Annotated in this window: 21 protein-coding genes and 1 tRNA gene; 16 read left to right on the top strand and 6 right to left on the bottom strand. The window is 54.3% G+C overall.

All coding sequences use genetic code 11. From position 1 onward, the window contains the following. The first annotated feature begins 6 nt into the window (after nt 1-6). Nucleotides 7-570 (top strand): DUF4129 domain-containing protein, encoded by a 564-nt coding sequence (locus tag Q0W94_RS10995; protein ID WP_297759035.1) that lies wholly within the window; start codon nt 7-9, stop codon nt 568-570. A 102-nt stretch (nt 571-672) separates the two neighbouring features. On the opposite strand, the gene Q0W94_RS11000 is transcribed toward Q0W94_RS10995, so the two are convergent. Beyond that, nucleotides 673-999 (bottom strand): 2Fe-2S iron-sulfur cluster-binding protein, encoded by a 327-nt coding sequence (locus Q0W94_RS11000; protein WP_297759039.1) that lies wholly within the window; start codon nt 997-999, stop codon nt 673-675. A 189-nt stretch (nt 1,000-1,188) separates the two neighbouring features. Here Q0W94_RS11000 and psbB point away from each other — a divergent pair, with 189 nt between their 5' ends. The 4 genes from psbB to Q0W94_RS11020 all read left to right on the top strand — a co-directional run bounded on the left by psbB (nt 1,189) and on the right by Q0W94_RS11020 (nt 5,662). After that, on the top strand, nt 1,189-2,721 hold the full coding sequence (psbB, locus tag Q0W94_RS11005; protein WP_024124590.1) for a photosystem II chlorophyll-binding protein CP47: 1,533 nt from the start codon (nt 1,189-1,191) through the stop codon (nt 2,719-2,721). A gap of 19 nt (nt 2,722-2,740) precedes the next feature. Further along, nucleotides 2,741-2,839, top strand: a complete 99-nt coding sequence (locus tag Q0W94_RS11010; protein WP_011057371.1) for a photosystem II reaction center protein T — start codon at nt 2,741-2,743, stop codon at nt 2,837-2,839. 147 nt (nt 2,840-2,986) lie between these two features. After that, entirely contained in the window at nt 2,987-4,393 is a 1,407-nt protein-coding gene (locus Q0W94_RS11015) for a histidine phosphatase family protein (protein WP_297759043.1), read from the top strand. A 3-nt stretch (nt 4,394-4,396) separates the two neighbouring features. Beyond that, nucleotides 4,397-5,662 (top strand): dihydroorotase, encoded by a 1,266-nt coding sequence (locus Q0W94_RS11020; protein WP_297759046.1) that lies wholly within the window; start codon nt 4,397-4,399, stop codon nt 5,660-5,662. On the opposite strand, the gene fumC is transcribed toward Q0W94_RS11020, so the two are convergent. Continuing rightward, nucleotides 5,614-7,017: a class II fumarate hydratase gene (gene fumC, locus Q0W94_RS11025; RefSeq protein ID WP_297759047.1), complete on the bottom strand. Its 1,404-nt coding sequence runs from the start codon at nt 7,015-7,017 to the stop codon at nt 5,614-5,616. The genes Q0W94_RS11020 and fumC overlap by 49 nt on opposite strands. A gap of 185 nt (nt 7,018-7,202) precedes the next feature. Between fumC and hisH the strand changes: the two genes are divergently transcribed. Then, a complete protein-coding gene (hisH, locus tag Q0W94_RS11030; protein ID WP_297762428.1) occupies nt 7,203-7,826 on the top strand; it encodes an imidazole glycerol phosphate synthase subunit HisH in 624 nt (207 codons plus the stop codon). Between the two features lie 61 nt (nt 7,827-7,887). Here the strand turns inward: hisH and Q0W94_RS11035 are convergent, their stop codons facing one another. After that, nucleotides 7,888-9,177, bottom strand: a complete 1,290-nt coding sequence (locus Q0W94_RS11035) for a PrsW family glutamic-type intramembrane protease (RefSeq protein ID WP_297759050.1) — start codon at nt 9,175-9,177, stop codon at nt 7,888-7,890. A 230-nt stretch (nt 9,178-9,407) separates the two neighbouring features. On the opposite strand from Q0W94_RS11035, the gene Q0W94_RS11040 reads away from it, so the two are divergent. Beyond that, a tRNA-Ala gene (locus tag Q0W94_RS11040) sits at nt 9,408-9,480 on the top strand. A 462-nt stretch (nt 9,481-9,942) separates the two neighbouring features. Here the strand turns inward: Q0W94_RS11040 and Q0W94_RS11045 are convergent. Beyond that, the gene (locus Q0W94_RS11045; protein ID WP_297759053.1) at nt 9,943-10,878 is read right to left on the bottom strand and encodes an RluA family pseudouridine synthase; all 936 of its coding nucleotides are present in this window, start codon (nt 10,876-10,878) and stop codon (nt 9,943-9,945) included. A 9-nt stretch (nt 10,879-10,887) separates the two neighbouring features. Then, on the bottom strand, nt 10,888-11,883 hold the full coding sequence (gene chlG, locus Q0W94_RS11050) for a chlorophyll synthase ChlG (RefSeq protein WP_297759055.1): 996 nt from the start codon (nt 11,881-11,883) through the stop codon (nt 10,888-10,890). 212 nt (nt 11,884-12,095) lie between these two features. On the opposite strand from chlG, the gene Q0W94_RS11055 reads away from it, so the two are divergent. The 5 genes from Q0W94_RS11055 to Q0W94_RS11075 all read left to right on the top strand — a co-directional run bounded on the left by Q0W94_RS11055 (nt 12,096) and on the right by Q0W94_RS11075 (nt 15,856). Continuing rightward, entirely contained in the window at nt 12,096-15,029 is a 2,934-nt protein-coding gene (locus tag Q0W94_RS11055; RefSeq protein ID WP_297759057.1) for a CHASE2 domain-containing protein, read from the top strand. A 139-nt stretch (nt 15,030-15,168) separates the two neighbouring features. Beyond that, entirely contained in the window at nt 15,169-15,423 is a 255-nt protein-coding gene (psbE, locus tag Q0W94_RS11060) for a cytochrome b559 subunit alpha (protein ID WP_011057381.1), read from the top strand. A 7-nt stretch (nt 15,424-15,430) separates the two neighbouring features. Continuing rightward, a complete protein-coding gene (psbF, locus tag Q0W94_RS11065) occupies nt 15,431-15,568 on the top strand; it encodes a cytochrome b559 subunit beta (protein ID WP_011057382.1) in 138 nt (45 codons plus the stop codon). Between the two features lie 12 nt (nt 15,569-15,580). After that, nucleotides 15,581-15,694, top strand: coding sequence for a photosystem II reaction center protein L (locus Q0W94_RS11070; protein WP_011057383.1), 114 nt, complete (start codon nt 15,581-15,583; stop codon nt 15,692-15,694). Nucleotides 15,695-15,736: 42 nt separating this feature from the next. After that, nucleotides 15,737-15,856: a photosystem II reaction center protein J gene (locus Q0W94_RS11075; RefSeq protein WP_071823295.1), complete on the top strand. Its 120-nt coding sequence runs from the start codon at nt 15,737-15,739 to the stop codon at nt 15,854-15,856. Here the strand turns inward: Q0W94_RS11075 and Q0W94_RS11080 are convergent. Beyond that, nucleotides 15,853-16,749 carry a carbohydrate ABC transporter permease gene (locus Q0W94_RS11080; RefSeq protein WP_315863126.1) on the bottom strand — a complete coding sequence of 299 codons (897 nt, stop codon included), beginning with the start codon at nt 16,747-16,749 and terminating at the stop codon, nt 15,853-15,855. The two genes, Q0W94_RS11075 and Q0W94_RS11080, sit on opposite strands and share 4 nt — an antisense overlap. 74 nt (nt 16,750-16,823) lie before the next feature. Here Q0W94_RS11080 and Q0W94_RS11085 point away from each other — a divergent pair, with 74 nt between their 5' ends. From Q0W94_RS11085 to Q0W94_RS11100, 4 genes are all read left to right on the top strand, one after another. After that, the gene (locus Q0W94_RS11085; protein ID WP_315863069.1) at nt 16,824-17,858 is read left to right on the top strand and encodes a ribose-phosphate pyrophosphokinase; all 1,035 of its coding nucleotides are present in this window, start codon (nt 16,824-16,826) and stop codon (nt 17,856-17,858) included. 35 nt (nt 17,859-17,893) lie between these two features. Beyond that, complete coding sequence (gene purH, locus Q0W94_RS11090) at nt 17,894-19,450, top strand: bifunctional phosphoribosylaminoimidazolecarboxamide formyltransferase/IMP cyclohydrolase (protein WP_297759068.1); 1,557 nt, start codon at nt 17,894-17,896, stop codon at nt 19,448-19,450. Between the two features lie 9 nt (nt 19,451-19,459). Next, nucleotides 19,460-20,554 (top strand): metallophosphoesterase, encoded by a 1,095-nt coding sequence (locus Q0W94_RS11095; protein WP_297759071.1) that lies wholly within the window; start codon nt 19,460-19,462, stop codon nt 20,552-20,554. 78 nt (nt 20,555-20,632) lie between these two features. Beyond that, nucleotides 20,633-21,772: an AI-2E family transporter gene (locus tag Q0W94_RS11100; RefSeq protein ID WP_399372420.1), complete on the top strand. Its 1,140-nt coding sequence runs from the start codon at nt 20,633-20,635 to the stop codon at nt 21,770-21,772. Nucleotides 21,773-22,874 lie beyond the last annotated feature (1,102 nt).

The raw sequence follows: 22,874 nt of genomic DNA on the forward strand, positions 1-22,874 counted from the left end.
GCGGCGGTGACCTTTTTCGATGATTGGCGCTGGCAGAGCGATCGCCAGTGGCAACAACTGCGTGAAGCCCTTGAGTACACCTTTGTCCAACTCTTTCGCCAGCAAATGGAGCCATTTTGGCAAGACCACCCCTCCCTAGGGGCATGGCTACGCTGGCTCCTTCAGGGGGTCTTGCTTATTGGCCTTAGCGTAGGCCTCTATTCCCTAGGACGCCGCCTCTGGCGATGGTGGCAACGGCGATCGCGATCCTCCTCACCAACAGCAATTTCTACCCTTGGGGAGCGACCCAGACCGGTGCGGGAATGGCTGGAACTTGCCCAAAACCTACAATTGGCGGGGGACTATAGCGGGGCCTGCCGTGCCTTTTATATGGCCTTGCTGTATCGGTTGCAGGAGGCAGGCTGGCTGCGGTTTCAGACCCACTGGACCAATGGCGACTACCTGGGGGAATTGGAACGGCTCTTTCAACTGGGGGAGCGATCGCCAACTGTAGGGCAGAGTATCCAGCATCTCTTTCAAGCTCACAGTCGCAGTTACTATGGCGCCGAGCCAGGGATGCCCAAACCCTAGCCAGCTGTCAAGCGGCGTATATTTTCAATTGCTGAGGTGGCTAGAGCAGGCCGCTAATGTCCTACAGACTCTGAAAGACTCTGAAAACGGCCGTTTGATTACCTAGCCCTTTGGCTTTGTCTTCACAGACACTGGCCCATAGACAAGGGTTTGACAAGCCAAACGATAATTTTCGGGCTTACGGCGGAGCTTGCGCTCTTCCACAGGGGTGCGGGGCGAGAGGTTTTCCATGCCTTCGACAATCTCAACAATACAGGTGCCACACTGGCCATAGCCCCCACAATTAAAGAGCTTGCCCTTCAGGGTATAGAGGTCAACCCCCGTTTCCATTGCTTTTATGCGCAGATTCGCACCATCAGCAGCAACAATTTCCTTGTTTTCGTTAACAAACTTAATATTTGTGGCCACGAATTCAGCTTTGCTTGCCATAGGAACCTAGGCTAGTTACCATTCTTAATACATTCTCATTTTGGCAGAAAAACTGCCCAACCGTAGCTGAAGTTACGGGTAAATTGGCCGTTAAACTCTTAGTAGGGAAGCGGTTGTTACCGTGATCCGGCTGCTTAATAAAATTTGTTCATGCAAACGCTAAATTTTTGTATAGGAGGAGCGTAGTCAATGGGACTACCCTGGTACCGAGTCCACACTGTCCTGATCAATGATCCAGGGCGGTTGATTGCGGCCCACCTGATGCACACGGCATTGGTCGCCGGTTGGGCAGGGTCGATGGCTCTTTATGAGCTCGCTATTTTTGATCCCAGTGATCCCGTTCTCAACCCCATGTGGCGGCAGGGAATGTTTGTGCTGCCCTTTATGGCACGGTTGGGGGTCACGGGGTCTTGGAGCGGTTGGAGCATTACTGGCGAAACGGGGATTGACCCCGGTTTCTGGAGCTTTGAGGGGGTTGCCCTAGCCCACATCGTCCTGTCGGGTTTGTTATTCTTGGCGGCCTGTTGGCACTGGGTCTATTGGGATCTCGAACTCTTTCGTGATCCTCGCACCGGTGAGCCTGCCCTCGATTTGCCGAAAATGTTCGGGATTCACCTGTTCCTTGCTGGTCTGCTGTGCTTTAGCTTTGGCGCCTTTCACCTCACGGGTCTCTTTGGCCCTGGGATGTGGGTTTCTGACCCCTATGGCTTGACGGGCAGCGTCCAGCCGGTTGCCCCCGAATGGGGACCCGATGGCTTTAACCCCTACAATCCCGGTGGTGTTGTGGCTCACCATATCGCCGCAGGCATTGTCGGTATTATTGCTGGCCTCTTTCACATACTGGTGCGTCCACCCCAGCGGCTTTACAAAGCTCTGCGCATGGGGAATATCGAAACCGTCCTCTCCAGCAGTATTGCGGCCGTCTTCTTTGCCGCCTTTGTCGTTGCTGGCACAATGTGGTATGGCAGTGCCACCACGCCCATTGAACTCTTTGGGCCGACTCGCTATCAGTGGGACAGTAGCTACTTCCAACAGGAAATTAACCGGCGCGTGCAGGCCTCTCTCGCCAGTGGCGCCACTCTGGAAGAAGCTTGGTCGGCTATTCCAGAGAAACTGGCCTTCTACGATTACATTGGCAATAACCCCGCTAAAGGTGGTCTCTTCCGTACTGGCCCGATGAATAAAGGGGATGGAATTGCCCAAGCTTGGAAAGGCCATGCCGTCTTCCGCAACAAAGAGGGTGAAGAACTCTTTGTGCGTCGGATGCCTGCCTTCTTTGAAACCTTCCCGGTCATCCTCACCGATAAAAACGGCGTTGTCAAAGCCGACATTCCCTTCCGTCGTGCGGAGTCGAAGTATAGCTTTGAGCAACAGGGGGTTACCGTCAGTTTCTACGGTGGTGAATTGAACGGCCAAACCTTCACCGATCCACCCACCGTCAAGAGCTATGCCCGTAAGGCCATCTTTGGTGAGATCTTCGAATTCGATCAAGAAACCCTGAACTCCGACGGGATTTTCCGCACCAGTCCCCGTGGCTGGTTCACCTTTGCCCATGCGGTGTTTGCCTTGCTCTTCTTCTTTGGTCACATTTGGCACGGTGCCCGTACCCTGTTCCGCGATGTCTTCTCCGGGATTGATCCAGAACTGTCGCCGGAGCAAGTGGAATGGGGCTTCTACCAAAAAGTGGGCGATGTCACCACTCGCCGCAAGGAAGCTGTTTAGTCATTCCTAGGGGACTACTATGGAAACCATCACCTACGTTTTCATCTTTGCCTGCATTATTGCGCTGTTCTTCTTTGCCATCTTCTTTCGTGAACCGCCGCGGATCACTAAGAAGTAACTTCTGACCCGTCACTAAATAGGTCTTTAATACTTGCCGATCGCCCCCGCGGTCGGTTTTTTGATGTTTATTTGATCTTCAAGGAGATGAGGGGCGCCGATTCCTGAATCTGTCGCTCCCGGCGCCGCGGTTTCTGGTACAGTCTTTATGGCACAGTGGGATGGCCAAGCCTGTTGTCTGTCAATCGCTAAGGAGAAACCTCTGAGTACCCGAGTCATTATTGTCCGCCACGGTGAAAGCACGTTTAATGTCCAAGAGCGGGTGCAAGGTCACAGTGATGCCTCTGCGCTCACGGAGCGCGGTCGTTGGATGGCAGCCCAAGTGGCTCTAGCGCTGCGGGGTATTCCTATTCGCAAAATTTACACCAGTCCCCTGAAACGGGCAAAGGAAACCGCAGAGGTCATCCATGCTCAGCTCCAAAACCCCGAACTCAAGCCACCCCATGCCCTTGATCTCCTCAAAGAGATTGCGCTGCTAGCTTGGGAAGATCTCCCCTTTGCCGAAGTGAAGGCACAGTTCCCAGAGGACTATCGCCGCTGGCAGGAAGCCCCAGAAACTTTGATGATGAAAATCACCACAGAAACCGGCCAAACCAAGGAGTTTTTCCCGCTACTGGATCTCTACGATCGCGCGGGCATGGTCTTGGAAACGCTGCTAGCGGCTCACGCCAATGAAACGATTGTCATTGTGGGGCATAGTGGCATGAACCGTGCCTTGATCTGCACGGGCCTCGGCTTGGGGGTCAAGGGTTACCTGCGGCTCCAGCAGGCGAATGGTGGCATTAGTGTCTTAAATTTCAGCAACGGCTTGCGGCAACCCGCTCAACTGGAAGCTCTCAATCTCACTAGCCATCTCAATGATCCCTTTCCCCAGCCCCGCTTCAAGGAACAAACGCTGCGCGTCTTTCTTGTCCGCCACGGTGAAACGGACTGGAACCGTGCAGGACGCTTCCAAGGGCAAATTGATGTGCCCCTCAATGAAAATGGCCGTGCCCAAGCGGCGGCAGTGGCTGAGTTTCTCAAGAATGTCCCCCTCCACCATGCCTTGAGTAGTCCACTCCTGCGTCCCAAGGATACGGCCTTGGCGATTTTGCAGTACCACCCCAATGTGCAGCTGGAGTTAGAGCCAGCCCTTGCAGAGATTAGCCATGGGGATTGGGAGGGCAAGTTTGAACCCGAGGTGGCGGCGGCCTATCCGGGTGAACTGGAACGCTGGCGGACCACCCCTGCCCTTGTGCAAATGCCCAATGGCGAAAACCTTGAACAGGTGCGCGATCGCGTAGTCAGGGCCTGGGAACTCTGGCTGAAGCGCTGGCAAACCAATGCTCCCACCCCCCACAATGTCTTGGTCGTGGCCCACGATGCCACCAATAAGGTCTTGCTCTGCCACATTGTTGGTCTTGGCATTGAAAACTTCTGGCTCTTTAAGCAGGGAAATGGCAGCGTCACGGTGATTGACTATCCCCTCAAGGGAGGTCTGCCCCGCTTGCAGGCAGTGAATATCACCACCCATTTGGGCGGGGTACTGGATCAAACAGCGGCGGGAGCGCTGTAGGAGATGGTGTGGCGATTGTTGCGACAGGTGCGGCTGCTGGATCCTGTCAACCGCCAAGACCAACGCGCGGATGTGCTGCTAGAGGAGGATCAACTGGTGGCGATCGCCCCCGCAGCAATTCCCCCGGGTGCCGAAGTTATTGATGCCTCAGACTGGGTTTTGGCACCGCCTCTGGTGGATCTTTACAGCCACAGTGGTGAACCGGGCTACGAGGCACGAGAAACCCTAGATAGCCTTTTGGCCGCCGCTGCTGCCGGGGGGGTGCAGTATTTAAACCTATTGCCCACCACGGAACCCGTGATTGATGATCCTGCCCCTTGGCAAGCCCTACAACGGCAGATACCCCCCACCGCTTGGTCACAGGTACGGGTTTGGGGTGCCCTCACCCAAGGATGCAAGGGAGCAGCCCTAACGAATTTAGCTGAACTGGCGGCCAGTGGTGTGGTCGGTTTTTGTGACGACCGGGGGTTAACCCACTGGCCCTTGGTCCAGCGGGCACTGACCTATGTCCAGCCCCTGGGAAAACCCGTTGCCCTTTGGCCCTTTGACCCGGCCTTGGCAGCCAAGGGTGTGGCGCGCCACAGTGGGGTCGCCACGCGTCTAGGATTGGTGGAGCAACTGGTCTGCTGTGAAACCATTCCGCTATTGGCGATTTTGGAATTGGCACGCACGGTCTCAACCCCGATTCACCTCATGCGCCTGTCAACCGCTCGCAGTGTCGAGATTCTCGCCAAGGACAAACCCGAACAGGTGAGTGCCAGTGTGTGTTGGTTGCATCTACTTTTTGAGGTTGAGGACTTAGCCAACTACGATCCGAATCTCCGCCTTGACCCACCCCTAGGAACGGCCCGCGATCGCCAAGCGTTGATTGAAGGAATCAAAACGGGGATCATTGAGGCGATCGCCATTGACCACACCCCCCTGCTCTACGAAGAAAAAATGGTTTCCTTTGCCGAGGCACTCCCCGGCGCCATTGGCCTTGAATTAGCCCTACCGGCTCTGTGGCAGGGACTGGTTGCCAAGGAGTACCTGAGCGCCCTTCAGCTTTGGCACGCCCTCAGCACGGCACCGGCGCGTATTTTGGGCCTTGAACCACCCCGCCTAGAACTCCACAGTCGCAACTTTGTTCTCTTTGATTCCAGCGTTACTTGGGCAGTCACGCACCAAAGCCTGCGATCGCGCGCTCACAACACCCCTTTTTGGCAGCAATCCCTGCGGGGTCAACTGGTGCCCTTTTCGCCAAGCATCAGCTCTGGTCGTACCCACTGATCAAACTCCTCAGCCGTGAGGTACCCCAGTTCCAGCGCCGCCTCCTTGAGGGTTTTACCCTCACTGTAGGCTTTTTTCGCGACTGTCGCCGCCTTGTCGTAGCCTATGTGGGGATTCAAGGCCGTCACCAACATCAGCGATCGCTCCACATAGGTTTGAATTTGCTGCCGATTTGGCTCAACTCCCACCAAGCAATGGTCGGTAAACGATTGCACCGCATCACTCAGGAGGGCAATAGATTGCAGCACATTGTGAATGATCAAGGGCTTATAGACATTTAACTCAAAATTGCCTTGGCTGCCCGCTATGGCCACCGCCGCATCGTTGCCCATCACCTGCACACACACCATCGTCAGGGCTTCGCATTGGGTGGGGTTCACCTTGCCGGGCATAATTGACGAGCCCGGCTCGTTGGCCGGTAGGATCAATTCTCCTAAGCCACAACGAGGCCCTGAGGCCAGCCAGCGAATGTCATTGGCCATTTTGATCATCGCTGCCGCCAATGTTTTTAGGGCACCACTGAGCATCACTAGGGAATCGTGGGCTGCCAAGGCGGCAAAGGGATTCTCTGCTTTACAAAAGGGATACCCTGTCATTTGGGCCAATTCTGCGGCCACGCGATCGCCAAAACCAGCCGGGGCATTCAACCCCGTCCCTACCGCCGTAGCGCCAATGGCCAGGGGATACAGATGCTGCAGGGCATATTCAATATGGGCTTGGCAGGCGGCAATTTGACTGGCATAGCCAGAAAACTCTTGGCCAAGGGTCAAGGGCACGGCATCCATCAAGTGGGTGCGCCCAATTTTAATAATGTCAGCAAAGGTCGTCACTTTTTCCTGCAATACTCCTTGGAGGTGGCGCAGCCTTGGCAGCAGGCGCTCCTGCAGCGCAATCACTGTGGCAACATGCATGGCCGTAGGAAAGGTGTCATTGGAAGACTGGCTACAGTTCACGTGATCATTGGGGTGGATCGGGGTTTTGCTCCCCTTAGTGCCCCCCGCCAGCTCAATGGCACGGTTGGCAATCACCTCATTCACATTCATATTGGTTTGAGTGCCGCTGCCCGTCTGCCAGATGGAGAGGGGAAACTGATCATCCCACTGTCCTGCAATGACTTCATCGGCGGCTTGAAGAATCCATTTGGCTTTCTCAGGGTCTAAAACCCCCAAATCCCGGTTGGCGATCGCCGCCGCCCTCTTGAGCCGTGCCATGGCATGGATTACCTCTAGGGGCATCCGCTGACTGCCGATGGCAAAGTACTTGAGGGAACGTGCCGTCTGAGCGCCCCAATAGCAGTCCGCCGGCACTGCAATCGCCCCAAGGGAGTCGTATTCTATCCGTGTTTTCGTGGTCATGGTGAGTCATCCTGAGGGTGAGCACTCCTCTCTCATCATTGCAGAAGGAAAGCCAGGGCTACTTGGTCAATTGCCGTAGGCTTTGGGTTGGCGGCAGTGGCCCACTGTGGCCTGGGGAAAGCCAGCGGTGATAATTCCCTCTTACAATAGGGAAAGTTAGCGTTTGGGAGAGGCGCTCTGTGAGCATGCCGGCGATCGCCATCATTGACTACGATATGGGAAATTTGCACTCCGTCAGCAAAGCCCTTGAGGTCGTCGGCGCCCGCCCGTTCATTAGCGATCGCCCCTCGGAGATTTTCGCAGCGGATGCGGTGGTGCTTCCCGGCGTTGGTGCTTTTGCTCCCGCCATGGCTCAGCTTCAAGAGCGAGAACTGGTGCCCGTCATTGAGCAGATCATTGAGCAGGGAATGCCCTTTTTGGGGATTTGCCTTGGTCTCCAAGTGCTCTTTGAATGTAGTGAAGAGGGAACAGAACCTGGCCTTGGTCTTTTTGCAGGCAAAGTTAAACGCTTGCCGTCTGAACCTGGCCTCACCATCCCCCACATGGGCTGGAACCAACTGACCTTGACGCAATCCGCCTCTCCCCTTTGGCAACATCTACCACCGCGCCCTTGGGTCTATTTTGTCCACTCCTACTTTGTTGCCCCTGAGGATCCTTCATTAGTGGCCGCAACGGTGTGCCATGGTCAGCAAACGGTAACGGCAGCGATCGCTCGCAACAATCTATTTGCTTGTCAATTTCACCCCGAAAAGTCCGGTGCTGTGGGTCTGCAATTGCTGCGCAACTTTGTTGCCTTGATCAAAGATTGATGCCTAACGCTCTTGAGTCTTAAATCCATTGACTCCATTGAAGCAGTGACAGCCCGTTGAGCTAACGGTACCCATAAAAGCGGGTGGCAAAGTTTTGCGATCGCGTCGGGGACAGTTGACGTGCTTTCAAAATAGCAGCGGTGAGAAAGACATAGGCGACAATCCCCACCACTGCCAAACCCATCGGGCCAAAACGGGCAGCAGCCGTATTCCAAAGGGCGTGAAGGCCGGCGGCAAGCCCCAGGCCAACGGTGAAAATCAAGGCAGCGCGACGGGGTCGCAAGACACTCAGCCCCACACAATAGCCTAAATAGCCCGTATAGGCCATATGCCCCGTCAATGACCCTAACACCCGCGGAATGAGCACTTGCAGACCGGCTAAATTACCAAATTGACCGGCAATACTCGGGACGTACTGCCCAAGGGTTTCTGTCCACGTAAAACCGAGGCCGGCAGCCGCTCCCAAAAGAATGCCATCTAGGGGTTCCCATACGCCCACCTTTTGTTTCCACGGACTAGGGAGCCATCGCCCCAACCCATAGGCCACGGCAATTGGTAAGGCCTTGAGCAGCTCCTCCATTAATCCGGCACCAATGAAGTTACGGCTGAATAATACCCAAAATGAAGGATGGGGCGGATGCAGTTGGCCGGGTAAGACTGTGCGGAAGAGATAGATCATTACTGGCAACATCGGGCTTTGGAGAATCAAAATTTCCAGCGTCAACGTGCCTAGTAAAACCCATATCGGTTTGGATTTGCCACAGAGTTGATAGATGAAGTAATAGGCAGCACTCCCTAAGTAGAGCGCCAAGATGACTTTGAAGGCATCGGGGGAGCCAGCGGTGGCAAAGAGTAGGATGACCGCAACAACAGTAACCATCCCCGGTACCAGATAGGCCTTGCGTACCCAGTCGGGATGAATCGCCAAAATGGGCAGGAGTTGGGTGAGGGTAAGGGGTTGATCGGGCTGGGTGCTCACGACTTCGGTGAGGGGTAGGTATTCGAGGACAAATTCAGGCCCTCGGCGCCCTAATTGAATACGATCGCCCGCCTTGAGCACAGTTAAGGTTTCCACCCGCTGTTGATTGACATAGGTCCCATTGACACTCCCCAGGTCAGCGATCGCCCACAGGGGAATCGCGCCCCGCCTTTGACAGGTGAGTTGGGCATGGTGGCGAGAAACAGAGGTATAGAGGTGAGCGTCCAGGACAATATGACAAGTATCGGGATCACGGCCAATGATCGTCACATCCTCTTGGGAAAGCCAAAACTGCCCCCTTTCAGGGGAGACTTGTCGCAGCACACCCGCATACTTCAGGGTTGGATTGAGGGGGGAGCGATCGCGATTCATTCGTACCCCTATCCACTGCAAGGGGGACGATGGGAATCCCACAGTCCTACCTGCTTAGCACTCACACCCACTATACACTGGCCGCTTCATACTTCCTTATGATCGGGAGGGCGATCGCACCAGCACAGGGAACGAGAAAACTGGGGTAGCACTTTTGAGTAGAGGTTTACTTCGTAACTAGGAGTTGACAAAGGTCAGTACTTTGGGGGATGATAAAATTCTGTCGATTCGGGGCTATAGCTCAGTTGGTAGAGCACTTCAATGGCATTGAAGGGGTCAGCGGTTCGAATCCGCTTAGCTCCATCAAAGTTAGTAAAAAGTTAGTAAAACTTCTGGTTTTTCCTCATTGCCAGGCATAGTCATTCAGCGAATTCAGCGGCCTTTCGCTACTGTTGCCAAAGGATGAATGCATCAGACCCCCAATTTGAACTCAACCAAGTCTTGGCAGCTATCCAAGGCCTGTAGGCTGCTATTCAGACAATTCACAAAAGCTAGACACCCAAATTGCCACCACGAACGAGTGCTGTCAATACCTTAAAAATTGATGCTCCCAAGTTAAAGGTAAAGCAGCAAATTAAAGCAGCAAATCAAGGTCGTGGAAGCCCAATTGGGACAGCGCACTGACACCGTTCAGGTCACATTGCAGGACATCTCTAAACAGCACACAGGAACTGCTCCGCGGCCATGGGGCTTTCTTGTCGGACTATTGTAGCCACTGGTAGCCACAGTGGGCTTGTTGGCAAGGCTTTTGATATTGGACTTGCCTCAATCTTGATTGAGGGCTTGCTGGCGCAATATTCGCAGTAGTTTTTCTAAATGCCCTGGGAGAGGAGCGATCGCCACCATCTCTTCGCCACTCCGGGGATGCTGCAATTGTAAGCGATAGGCATGGAGAGCTTGGCCAGGAAGCTTCACTTTTAGGGGGCTGCCGCGGCCATAGAGGGGATCCCCCAACAGCGGCCAACCCAAATGGGCCGCATGGACGCGGATTTGATGGGTGCGCCCCGTTTCTAGGCGAAACTCCACAAGCGCACAGTGGCGAAAGCGCTCCTTCACGTACCAGTGAGTAATGGCAGTGCGGCCTTTTTCAGGGGGCACCACCGCCATCTTTTTGCGATCCACCGGGTGACGACCCATGGGCGTCATTACGGTTCCCCTGTCCTCAGGGGGTTGGCCATAGACAACACCAAGGTAGTGGCGCTGCATTTGCCGCGTTTTCAATTGTTGTTGCAGATGCTGGAGGGCAAACTCCGTTTTGGCGACAACCATTACCCCAGAGGTGTCTTTGTCTAGGCGATGCACAATCCCTGGCCGCTGGACACCGCCAATCCCCGTCAAATCAGGACAATGAGCTAATAAGCCGTGAACTAGCGTGCCGTGACGATGACCGGGGGCAGGATGCACCACTAAATCCACGGGTTTATTGAGAATCAGTAACTCCCCATCCTCATAGAGAATACTCAGGGGTAGGGGTTCAGGGACTAAATCCAATGGCTCTGGCGGAGGGAGCACTACCTGCAGTACCTCACCACCACTGAGGGGCTGATTTTTGCGATCGCAAACTTGACCATTGAGGCGTACGTGCCCCCGTTGGATCAACTGCTGCCAGCGCGATCGCGAGAACTCAGGATGCTGCTGGGCCAGGAACGTATCGAGGCGATCGCCCCCCTTTTTGACCTTGAAGGTTAGCGATGTCGTCATGCCCCCCAACTACACTAGCGTATGCCCAAGGGCTAAACCCACCACTAACATCCCCAGTACCAGGAAGGGCTGGGCACTGGCTTGGTACTTCACATCGTTCTTTAGGGGATCCCGCAGGAAGTACATATCCTGAAAGACAATCTGGGGAATAATCAGTAAAATCAGCAGCACAGCATAAAGATTGGCATGGATCGCCATTAGGTAGCCCGCAATCCCCAATTGGAAAATGTCAATCATCAGGACGCAGATCCAAGCGGCCGTGGTAATGCCAAACATCACAGGCAGAGACGCCAAACCCAGCTGGCGATCGCCCTCAACGCTTTTGAAGTCATTGACAATGGCAATCCCCAAGCCCGCCAGACTGTAAATCAAGGTCAAGATCACAATCGTTGGCGTCAATTCACCAAAAAGGGCGTGACCTGCCCACCACGGTAAGGCAATGTAGCTTGCTCCGAGGGCATAGTTTCCCAACCAACCATTCTTTTTCAGTTTCAGGGGCGGTGCAGAGTAAATATAGGCCAAAAAGCCCCCCAGCAAGGCAATTTTGGTCACGGGGAACGTGGGATGGTCAGCCCATAGATCGAGTAGAACCGCTAGAGCCAAACCCGCCACAAAAAGGAAAATAATCTGGGCGCGCACGTGATTCAGGGAAATTGCCCCCGATGGAATGGGACGGTAGGGTTCATTGATCGCATCAATCTCGCGATCGTAGTAATCGTTGAGTGTTTGGGTATAGCCAGCCATCAAAGGGCCCGACAGGAGCATACAGGTGGCTGCCTTGAGAATATCCTCCAGACTCCATGTAAATCCCCCCGAGGAGGCCGCACCACAGACCACCCCCCACATGAGGGGAATCCATGTAATCGGCTTCATCAATTGCAGGCGAATTTTCCAAATATTGGTCTCACCGCTTTTGGCACCCTTCATGCCCAGCAGTTGACGTGCCGCTGCTGTTGTACTTTCTGCAGAGGTTGAAGTCGTCGTTGAATCGGGGGTTTCCGTCATAGTGCTTGTTGTGCTCAGCAATCACCTCAATGATTATAGTCGTTTCACTTGCCTCCACCTAGGGGGATAAGGTGGCCCTGCGGAGTGGGGAGGATGCCAAAAGTTGTCCTGCTCAATTTGCCGATCGCCCGTGGTGTAGGTCAGTATAGAAGCAAAACTCCTTTTGCGGTCTAGAATTTTTCAGCGTCAGTGGAACAGCTCCAATTTGTGCCATGACCCCTGTATCCATTCTTGATCATCTTAAACGGGCTTTACCGGCGGTCATTGCAACGGCGATCGCTACTCTGGGTGCTCTTGGACTGCAAGTGGCCGACCTGCTCGAACCTTTGGAATTGAAAGTTTATGATCAATGGCTGCGCTGGCGAGCGACACCCGCCACTTCCCAGCGACTGCTGATTGTTGAGATTACCGAGGCTGACATTCAAACCCTCAAGCAGTACCCAATTCCTGACGAAGTGCTCATTCAAGCTGTCAATGAATTGCAGAAGTACCAACCTAAGGTCATTGGCATTGATATTTTTCGCGATTTTCCGGTTCCTGATCGCTTCAAATTGCCGACCAATGGGCTGCCTTCCCTCGGACGGCTGATGATAACCCAGCCCAACACCGTCATTGTCTGTAAAGTGGGCAGCGAAGCGGATCCCGGAATTCCCCCCCCCGCTGGACTGCTGAATGATCAGGTGGGGTTTGCTGATATTCCCATTGATGATGATGGCGTGGTGCGCCGGGCTGTTTTAGCAACTCAACCAGAAGCTAGTGGTCGCTGTTCCACTCCTCAATCCTTTGCCCTTGCCTTGGCGCGTCTTTTTCTAGGGGTTAATCCCCAATCCGTTACTCAAAATCGCCTTGACTTGGGAACGGCTCGCTTTCAGGCCCTAACTAGCAACTGGGGGGGCTACAACAACCTAGACGCCACCGGGTTTCAAATCCTGATCAACTATGCCCACCCGACCCAGCCCTATGAAACGGTCACCCTAAGCGAAGTGCTCAGGGGTCAAGTGCTGCCTTCGAAGGTGCGCGATCGCGCCGTCCTCATTGGCGTCACTGGCAGCAGCAGTAACGATAAATTTTTGATTCCAATGCCCCTGCTGGGGCAAACCAACCGCCTTACCCCCGGTGTTGTGGTTCAAGCCGCCATCCTTGAAGATTTGCTAGCAGCGGCTCTGGATAATCGCCCCCCCATTGGTACATGGCCCCAGGGGGCGATCGCCCTTTGGATTCTCGCTTGGTCTGGTCTCGGTGCCCTGATTATCGCCAAGGGACACCGCTGGGTGATTGTGCCGCTGTTGGTTGCTGGGGGACTGGGTCTAAGTGGTCTCACCTTTCTGCTCTTTTTACAGGGGAGTTGGATTCCGCTGGTGGCCCCCCTCGTTAGCTTTGGCAGTGCAGCGATTTTGCTGCTTGGCTATCGCGCTTTGGGTCCTGCTGCATCAATCTCTACCCCCTCTACGCCAACAGCTGTCTCCCGTAGCCCCTTAGGGACTCCCTTGGAGTTAATCACTGAAGGCATTAGTCAATTCACCACACCTGAATCAGCCCCCCTCTCGGAAATTCCCGAAGTCTCCCCAACGGCAGTTTCTCCCCTAGAGACGGATACCAAGGCAACGGTGGTGCAACCGGAAACAGCAATTTCCTTTACCCCCATTGAACCCACCCCGCCCCCTGGGGACAAATCCCCCACAGCACCGACTCTCCTCACCTCCGTCCCGGATCAAATTTCGCCCACAGAAATTCGTCAGACGCCACCACAACCTATTGCCGAGAGGGAAACCTTCTTAGTGGTTCACCCTGATGACGGTGCAACTTCCACCACCCAATTGCCAGAAACCCCTGAACCCACCCCTGTTGATCTTCCTGAAACCCAGGTGGAGATTCCTGCCCCGCAGCCAACGGCTCCCTCAGCGACACCCTTAACACTGCCCCCTGATTTACCAGAAACTCAACTGCCGGTTCCCGCAGCCTTGAGAACCATGCCGCCGACCCCTAGCGTCCCCAGTGTCGATTTGCCTGAAACGCAACTGACGCCACCAGAGCCACCGACCACCCTAGAACTGACCTCGACACCATCCACCCCCTTCACAACCAGTGTGGACTTGCCTGAAACCCAATTGTCAACCCCAGATGCCCCTAGGGGAGAGCGACCGGAAAGACAGCCATCTAACCCTAACCCCTTGACCTCGATGCCTGCGGATCCCACCCCACTTTCAGGGGTGATTCCCCCCAAGACAGTCCCCTCGCCGCCACCTCCAACCACAGAAACGCAAACACCGAGCGGCACCGAACCCAAAACCACCGCCATTTCCGACATCGCCGCAGAACCCAGTGAACCGCTGCCACAAACGGTTGGCGGACGTTACCGAGTCCTGAGTCAACTGGGGCAAGGTGGATTTGGGCGCACGTTCTTGGCGGCGGATTTACACCTGCCGGATCATCCGATTTGCGTTGTCAAGCAATTGGTGCCCTCCCGTCAGGATGAACGTTTTTTGGCCATTGCCCGTCGCCTCTTTCAGCGCGAAGCAGAAACCTTAGCCCAATTGGGTCAGCACCAGCGCATCCCTCGATTACTGGCCTACTTTGAGGAGGGGGGATATTTCTATCTCGCCCAAGAGTATGTGGATGGCGAATCCCTCAAAGAGGAGTTTGAAAAGAAAATTACCCTCTCCCAAGGGGAAGCGGTTGTGATTCTCAAGAGTATTCTGGAAATTTTGCAGTACGTGCATCAGTTTGGCGTCGTGCATCGGGATATTAAGCCCGCCAACATCATCCGCCGCCGCAGTGATCAACAGCTCTTTTTGATTGACTTTGGCGCAGTCCGCCATATCCAGCCAGAGGATTTGCTCCAACATGGCAAATACACGATCTCGATTGGTACCCGTGGTTATGCTCCTAGCGAGCAAATGGCAGGACGACCCGTGATTGCCAGTGATATTTACTCTTTGGGCATCGTAATTGTTGAAGGTCTGACGGGGCTCGCCCCGATGGATTTGCCCTCCGATCCCCGCACTGGTGATATTGTCTGGCGGCCGGGACGGCATCTTTCACCGGAGTTTGTTGCCATTATCAATAAAATGATCAAGTATAACTTTCGCGATCGCTACCAGAGCGCTGTGGAAGTGCTCACTGACCTTGCCAAAGCTGGCCTATAGCCTCAAAGATGGCATGTTCTTGTCTGAGGGAACAGGTGTGGGCTTCTGATGGCCAAAGCTGAATCCTTGTGAAAAAAGGCTGTATGATAGAAAGTAGCGTTTCCTTTTTTAACATTAGACACTTTGGAGGCATCGCAACGTGGCTGGAACGACAGGAGAACGACCATTTTCCGACATTATTACCAGTGTTCGTTATTGGGTGATTCATAGCATCACCATTCCGGCGTTGTTTATTGCGGGCTGGCTCTTTGTCAGCACCGGTTTGGCCTATGATGTGTTTGGCACACCCCGCCCCGATAGCTACTATGCGCAGGAACAGCGGTCGATTCCCCTTGTGACCGATCGCTTTGAAGCCAAACAACAAGTCGAAACCTTCTTAGAACAGTTAAAGTAGGATTGCCATGACCAGTAACACACCCAATCAAGAACCCGTTTCTTACCCAATTTTTACGGTCCGCTGGGTGGCCGTTCACACGCTCGCTGTGCCCACGATTTTCTTCCTCGGGGCGATCGCGGCAATGCAGTTTATCCAACGTTAGGAGGGTGCACCCATGGAACCGAATCCCAATCGTCAGCCGGTCGAACTGAATCGCACCTCCCTGTACCTAGGGTTGCTGCTGATCTTGGTTCTAGCGTTGCTCTTTTCAAGCTACTTCTTTAACTAAATTTCTGCATCTATAACTGAATCTGCTTAGGAGGAATTGATGATGTCTGAAGGCGGACGCATTCCCCTCTGGATTGTGGCTACAGTGGCCGGCATGGGAGTGATTGTGATTGTGGGGCTGTTCTTCTACGGTGCTTACGCTGGTCTTGGCTCCTCTCTCTAGGGATTGGGGTCTTGGCGCGTGCGCAATTGGAGCCAAAGGAGTCCAAGGGTAACCCCCAAAAGCAGCGTTGCTGCAGCAGCGGCATAGCCAAAGTCAAATAACGCAAACGCCTGTTGGTAAATATAAAATACCAGCAGGTTTGTTGTATCCAGGGGGCCGCCACCCGTTACCACATAGACTTGCTCAAAACTGCGTAACGTGAAAATTGTTGTTGTTACAAACACTAGAACTAAAGTGGGTCGCAGCCCCGGCAGCGTAATGTAGCGAAACTGTTGCCAAGCATTGGCACCATCGAGAAGAGCTGCTTCATAGCGATCGCGGGGAATCGTTTGCAACCCCGCCAAAAAGACGACCAAATTAAATCCCAACTGCTTCCAGCTACTGAGCAAAATCAGCACTGGCATTGCCCAGGTGGGATCACTAAGCCAAGCAATAGGTTGCCCCCCGAAGGTTTGCACCAGTTGATTCACAGGGCCGTCGGTTTGAAACAGCCAACGAAACCCTAACCCTGCGGCCACAATTGAGGTCATAGTGGGTAAAAAGTAGGCCGTACGGAGCAAATCCCGTCCCTTGATCCCTTGGTTGAGGCCCACCGCCAAGAGCAAGGGCAGTACCATCGTCGGTAGCACCGTTGCCACTGTGAAATAGAGAGTATTGCCAATCACCTGCCAAAAGTCTGGACTCAGGAGCAACTGTTGATAATTGTGCAGGCCAACCCAACGTGCCCCCTCTTGACTAAAACCACCCGTCGTAAAACTGAGATAGACAAGGTACAAAATTGGCAAAAAAACAAAAATTGTCAAAAATAAAAGCGCAGGTAGAAGGAATAACCAAGCCACCCCTGTTGATGACAAAAAAACATCCCCCAATCCTAGGAATTGCGATCGCCCCATGAGCAGAGATGATGACCTCAAAATTTCGTCTTGCTATAAATTCAATCCTAGGGGAGTAGCTCCCGAAATTGGAAATGATAAGATCAAAATCAAAACGCACGCCAGCTTGGGGAGATGCTGTGATTCACACTGCGCCATTGCCCACGACTACCCCCTCTCACATTTCTGACCATAGTCGTCTAAAGCTGTTTTCGGGTTCTGCCAACATTGCCCTTGCTCAGGAAATTGCCTGCTACCTTGGTATTGATCTTGGCCCAATGGTGCGTAAGCGATTTGCCGATGGCGAGCTGTATGTGCAGATTCAAGAGTCGATTCGCGGTTGTGATGTCTATCTGATTCAGCCCTGTTGCCGACCTGTCAATGACCACCTGATGGAACTGCTGATCATGGTGGATGCCTGCCGCCGCGCCTCAGCTCGTCAAGTGACTGCAGTGATTCCCTACTATGGCTATGCCCGTGCCGATCGCAAGACCGCAGGCCGCGAATCCATTACCGCCAAACTAGTAGCCAACCTGATTACCCAAGCGGGTGCCAGTCGTGTCTTGGCTATGGACCTACACTCCGCCCAAATTCAAGGCTACTTCGACATTCCCGTGGATCACGTCTATGGTTCACCCGTGCTCCTTGACTACCTACGCAGCAAAAATCTAGAGGATATTGTGGTGGTCTCACCGGATGTGGGTGGGGTAGCCCGGGCCCGTGCCTTTGCCAATAAGCTGGATGATGCGCCCCTAGCGATTATTGATAAGCGCCGCCAAGCCCACAATGTGGCCGAGGTGATGAATGTGGTGGGCGATGTTAAGGGCAAAACAGCGGTACTCGTGGATGACATGATTGATACAGCCGGCACCATTTTAGAGGGGGCGCGACTCCTCCGCCGCGAAGGTGCCAAAGCAGTCTATGCCTGTGCCACCCATGCCGTCTTTTCACCACCGGCGATTGAGCGACTCCAAGGGGGCGATTTTGAAGAGGTGATTGTCACCAATACGATTCCTGTGCCAGAAACGCAGCGCTTTCCCCAACTCACGGTGCTCTCGGTGGCTAGTATTCTTGGAGAAACCATTTGGCGGATCCATGAAGATAGCTCTGTGAGCAGCATGTTCCGCTAAAATAGGGGTTCTTGGTTGCCGAGGAGGATTCAGGGATGGGGCGAATTGCCTTGCTCAGCACCAGTAATAAGCAGGGACTGGTGGAGTTGGCTACGGCCTTGGTGCAGGAGTTTGGCTTTACGCTCCTGAGTAGTGGTGGCACCGCAAAGACCTTGCAGGCGGCGGGGATTCCTGTGACAACGGTCTCTGAGTACACAGGGGCACCAGAAATTCTTGGTGGGCGGGTCAAGACCCTGCACCCGAAAATCCATGGCGGCATTTTGGCCCGGCGCGATCGCCCCCAAGACGAGGCCGATCTACAAGCCCAAGCCATTCATCCCATTGATTTAGTGGTTGTTAACCTCTACCCCTTTGCCGCAACGATTGCCCAACCCAACGTCACCCTTGCCGAGGCCATCGAGCAAATTGATATTGGTGGGCCGACGCTGATTCGCGCTGCTGCGAAAAACCATGCCCATGTGACAGTGCTAGTCGATCCCAGTCAGTATGAAACCTACCTTCAGCAATTACGATTATACGGGGAAGCCCAACCTGCCTTCCGCCTAGCCTGTGCCCAACAAGCGTTTGCTCTAACAGCCAGTTACGATCAGGCGATCGCCGAGTATCTCCAGCAAATCAGTGACCCCATGACTGAAAGCGAGATACTGCCGCCAGTCTTTCACCTTAGGGGGCAGCAAAAACAGGTGCTACGCTATGGCGAAAATCCGCACCAGAAGGCAGCTTGGTATGTCACGGGTGCCCATCCCACGGGTTGGGCAGTTGCCGACCTGCTTCAGGGCAAAGAACTCAGTTACAATAACCTGCTCGATTTAGAAGCCGCACGGGCAGTGATCAGTGAATTCCTAGGGGACAGTGACCCTGCTGCCGTCATTATTAAACACACCAATCCCTGTGGCGTCGCTGAGGGCAAAACCCCTGTGGAAGCCTACGAGCGTGCTTTTGCCGCCGATAGTGTCTCTGCCTTTGGCGGCATTGTTGCCCTAAATCGCCCCTTGGATGTGGCCACTGCTGAAGCCTTGACCCGTACCTTTTTAGAGTGTGTCGTGGCTCCCGCCTGTGAGGAAGCAGCGCTGCCGATCCTGAAAACCAAGCCTAAGATGCGGGTGCTCACCTTACCTGAGTTGCATACTGCTCCGACCACGGCGATTCAAACCATTGCCGGCGGCTTTCTGGTCCAAGATATTCACCCCCTCCCCATTGATCCAGAGGCATGGCAGGTGGTCACAGCCACTGAACCCAGCCCAGAGTTGATGGCGGAACTGATCTTTGCCTGGAAGGTCGTGAAGCACGTCAAGTCCAATGCCATTGTTGTCAGTCGCGATCGCCAAACCCAAGGGATTGGGGCTGGTCAAATGAATCGGGTCGGTGCGGTGGAAATTGCCCTTAGGGCTGCCGGTGAGGCGGCGCGGGGGGGGGTGCTGGCCAGTGATGGCTTTTTCCCTTTTGCCGATTCTGTGGAAGCAGCTGCCCTTGCCGGTATTGCTGCCATTATTCAACCGGGGGGCAGTCTGCGCGATAATGAATCTATTGAAGCAGCGAATGCAGCGGGAATTGCTATGGTCTTTACCCACCAGCGCCACTTCCGCCACTAGGAAAGGGCAATGGCAGTGCGGCTTGGCATTATCAGTGATCCCCACATTGCCCTGCCGGAGACAATTCCGACAGATCATCCCCCTTTGTTTCTCTATGAAATTAGCATCCCTGCCTTTGAGGCAGCCGTTACACATCTCCTCGAGCTTGGCATTGATGCTCTGCTGATTCCCGGCGACCTGACACGGGATGGCGAGGTGGCCAACCACCGCTGGCTCAGTACCTATCTGCAAACACTGCCGGTTCCCTGTTATGTGATTCCGGGTAACCATGATGTCCCTGTGCCCTTGGCAGATAACAGCCGCATTGGCTGGGCTGAGTTTCCTCGGTGGTATGCCCATGCCGGCTATGGCAACGCTGGCAAGCATTACTACCAAGCCCTACTTGCAGAAAATCTGCAACTGATTGCCCTCAACTCCAACCAATTGAGTCCAACGGGACAACAGCTGGGAGTTGTCGATCAAGGACAGTTGGCATGGTTGGCGGCTCTATTGGCGCAACCCTTTGCCGGACTGCGCCTGGTGATGATTCACCATAACCTCCTTGAGCACTGGCCACAGCAGAGCCAAAGTCCGATGGGGCAGCGCTATCTCTTGGCGAATCGGGCAGAGCTATTGAACCTGTTGCGATCGGCGGGGGTGGCGTTGGTCTTAACCGGACATCTCCATGTCCAAGACATTGCCTATGAGCAGGGGTTGTTTGACCTCACAACGGGGTCTCTAGTGAGTTATCCCCATCCCTATCGCCGCCTCATCTTGCAGGTGCATTCACCAGAGAGCTGGCAAGTGGCTGTGGAATCCTATCGCATTGAGTCCTTAGCGGCTTACCCAAAATTAAGTGACCTTTCGCGCCAGTGGATGTTACAGCGGGGGACGGGCTTTATGGTCCGCTTTCTGACTTTACCGCCCTTCAATTTGCCAGAAACTGAAGCCAAACCCCTAGCTCAGGCCCTGTCTGACCTCTGGCCAGAGATTGCCCAAGGGGATACCCAAGTGACCCTACCTACTCTACCTGAACCCTTGGCAACCTACTTTGCCCAGTTCAATCACAGGCCACCGGCGGAGTACCCTCACCTGCAAGATAACAATACCGTCTTTTTCATTTAGCTGCTGCCCAACTGCCAAGGCCGTCGTGGGCCAAACCTGCTCTAATAGGGAGTTAAGGTGCAGATTGGACGTAAGGCCGTGACGTTTGGTCAGTGGATTGGCTTGCTGGTTCTAGGGGTGTGTCTCTACATCCTCTGGGAGATTCGTCAAGTATTGCTCTTGGTGTTTTTGGCTGTCGTTTTGGCAACGGCGCTCAATTGTTTACAACTGCGGCTGCAACGCTGGGGACTGCAACGGGGGCGGGCGATCGCCCTCAGTTTGAGCTTGACTTTTCTCACGGTCTTTGGCCTCTTTTGGATCATCATTCCCCCTTTTTTACAGGAAGCACAGCAACTGGGGGTCTTGATTCCCAAGGGCTTGGGACGGGCAGAAGCATGGCTTAACGGAATGGCTCACCTGTTGCCCGGTGAGGGCTTTGATGATCGGCCGATCATTAATCGGCTGATGACCCAATTGGGGCCCTTTCTAGAGCAGATCTTTAACAACTTTTTTGCTCTATTTTCCAATACCCTGGCGGTTTTGCTGAATACGCTATTGGTACTGGTTTTAACTGTGATGCTGGTGCTCGATCCCCAACCCTACCGCCGCGGGTTTATTCGCCTATTTCCTGCGTTTTACCGTTCTCGCATTGACACGATTCTCACGGAAAGTGAACAGGCCCTCTTGGCTTGGCTGGTAGGGACGGGTTTGAATATGGTAGTCATTGGCCTCCTCAGTGGCCTCGTGCTGGCCCTATTGGGAGTGCGGTTGGTCTTAGCCAATGCCTTTCTAGCAGGACTCCTAGAAGCGATTCCCAATATTGGTCCGACCCTCAGTGTAATTCCGCCCATGATCATTGCGGTGATTGATGATCCGTGGCGGGCGGTAGCAGTTCTCATTGCCTATATCGTTATTCAACAGTTGGAGCAGTATTTACTGGTACCGGTTGTCATGGCTAAACAGGTGGCTCTATTGCCCGCTGTCACGCTGGTCTCCCAAATTGTCTTTGCCGTTTTCTTTGGTTTTTTAGGCTTGCTGCTGGCTTTGCCACTGGTGATTGTGGGTCAGATTTGGTTTACGGAAATTGTCCTCAAGGACATTCTGGATCGCTGGCAGCCCAACCCGCCACCTGAAGTGTCAACTGCACCAGCTTTGCCGCTGCCCCTACCGACCCCACCTGCTGCCGCAGCGCCTGCCGCATCTGATGCAATTCCTGAGGATGATTCAGGAGAGCAATAATTTGTTGGGCGACTGTCTGGGGATCAATGGGGCCCACCAGCTCCGGCACGATTTCTTTACCGGCCCAGATATTGGGCCACGCCCTGTGGCCTAGGCCTTGCTTCACCAGGTTCCAATCTATTGCTGGCGATCGCCACAACTGCCAAAATCGTCGCCAGCCCAATCCCTTGGCCACCAGTGCCCAAAACACCAGTGCACTCCAGTGTCGGCCGATCGCCGGCAAGCCCACCAGTAACCCCGCTATACCGTCCCAGGGGTGTGCCCGCCGCACTTGCAGTTGTTGTGCCGGCAAAAGGACAATCATGGGGACATTCAAGGCAGCCAGTTCAGCAGTATTGGCACCAACCGTGGTAACACACAGCGCCACTTGCCGCAGCAGGGGATAATTGGGCAACTGTTGCCACAAATAGACTTTGGTGCCCCGCGGTGTCTCCAGATAGGGTAGGCCTTCCCTTGGCTGGATCAGTGTGGCAGTTGTACCCTCAACGTGCTTGAGTTCGGGGTTAAAGCGAGGATTGGCATAGCAACTGAGGGTGTTGAGCGTCAGGGTCGGTGCCACTGGAATCACACAGTGAATCGGGGGATGAGCAGCCGCTAAATGGTCGGCGATCGCCAAGGAAAGGGGGACCCCCAGCTTCAGCTTATTGGGCTTCGATCCTACCATCAACCCCACAAGGGGAGCATCTGGGGCAAGGCCTAACTGTTGGCGCACATTGGGCAGAGAATCGAGGGCCAGGGTCTGGACATCGGTCATCAGGTCCCCCACCACCGCCACCTTGGCTTTTGTGTTGCCCAGGGGTAGAGGACGCCGCAGCCCCATGCCATCTACCCATCCTTGCCAGCGTGGCTGCCACTCGCAGTAGAGCACACAGCGATAGCCCAAGCGCTTGGCCAACAGCACCGCAAAGAGTTGATCTCCCCCCAAGAAGACCACAACCCCTTGGGAAAACCAATCCCAATTGCTGCGAGTGGTCTTTGTGCGTAGGAGGTGCCAAAATTCTGTGGCTGGCAGGACGCGATCTACCCCTGGATAGCGGCGAGCAATCTCTGCTTCCTGACCACTGGCATGGGGACAGGGAACCATCACCACTGACACCCGCAA

This window comes from Thermosynechococcus sp., assembly GCF_025999095.1.
Classification (GTDB): Bacteria; Cyanobacteriota; Cyanobacteriia; order Thermosynechococcales; family Thermosynechococcaceae; genus Thermosynechococcus.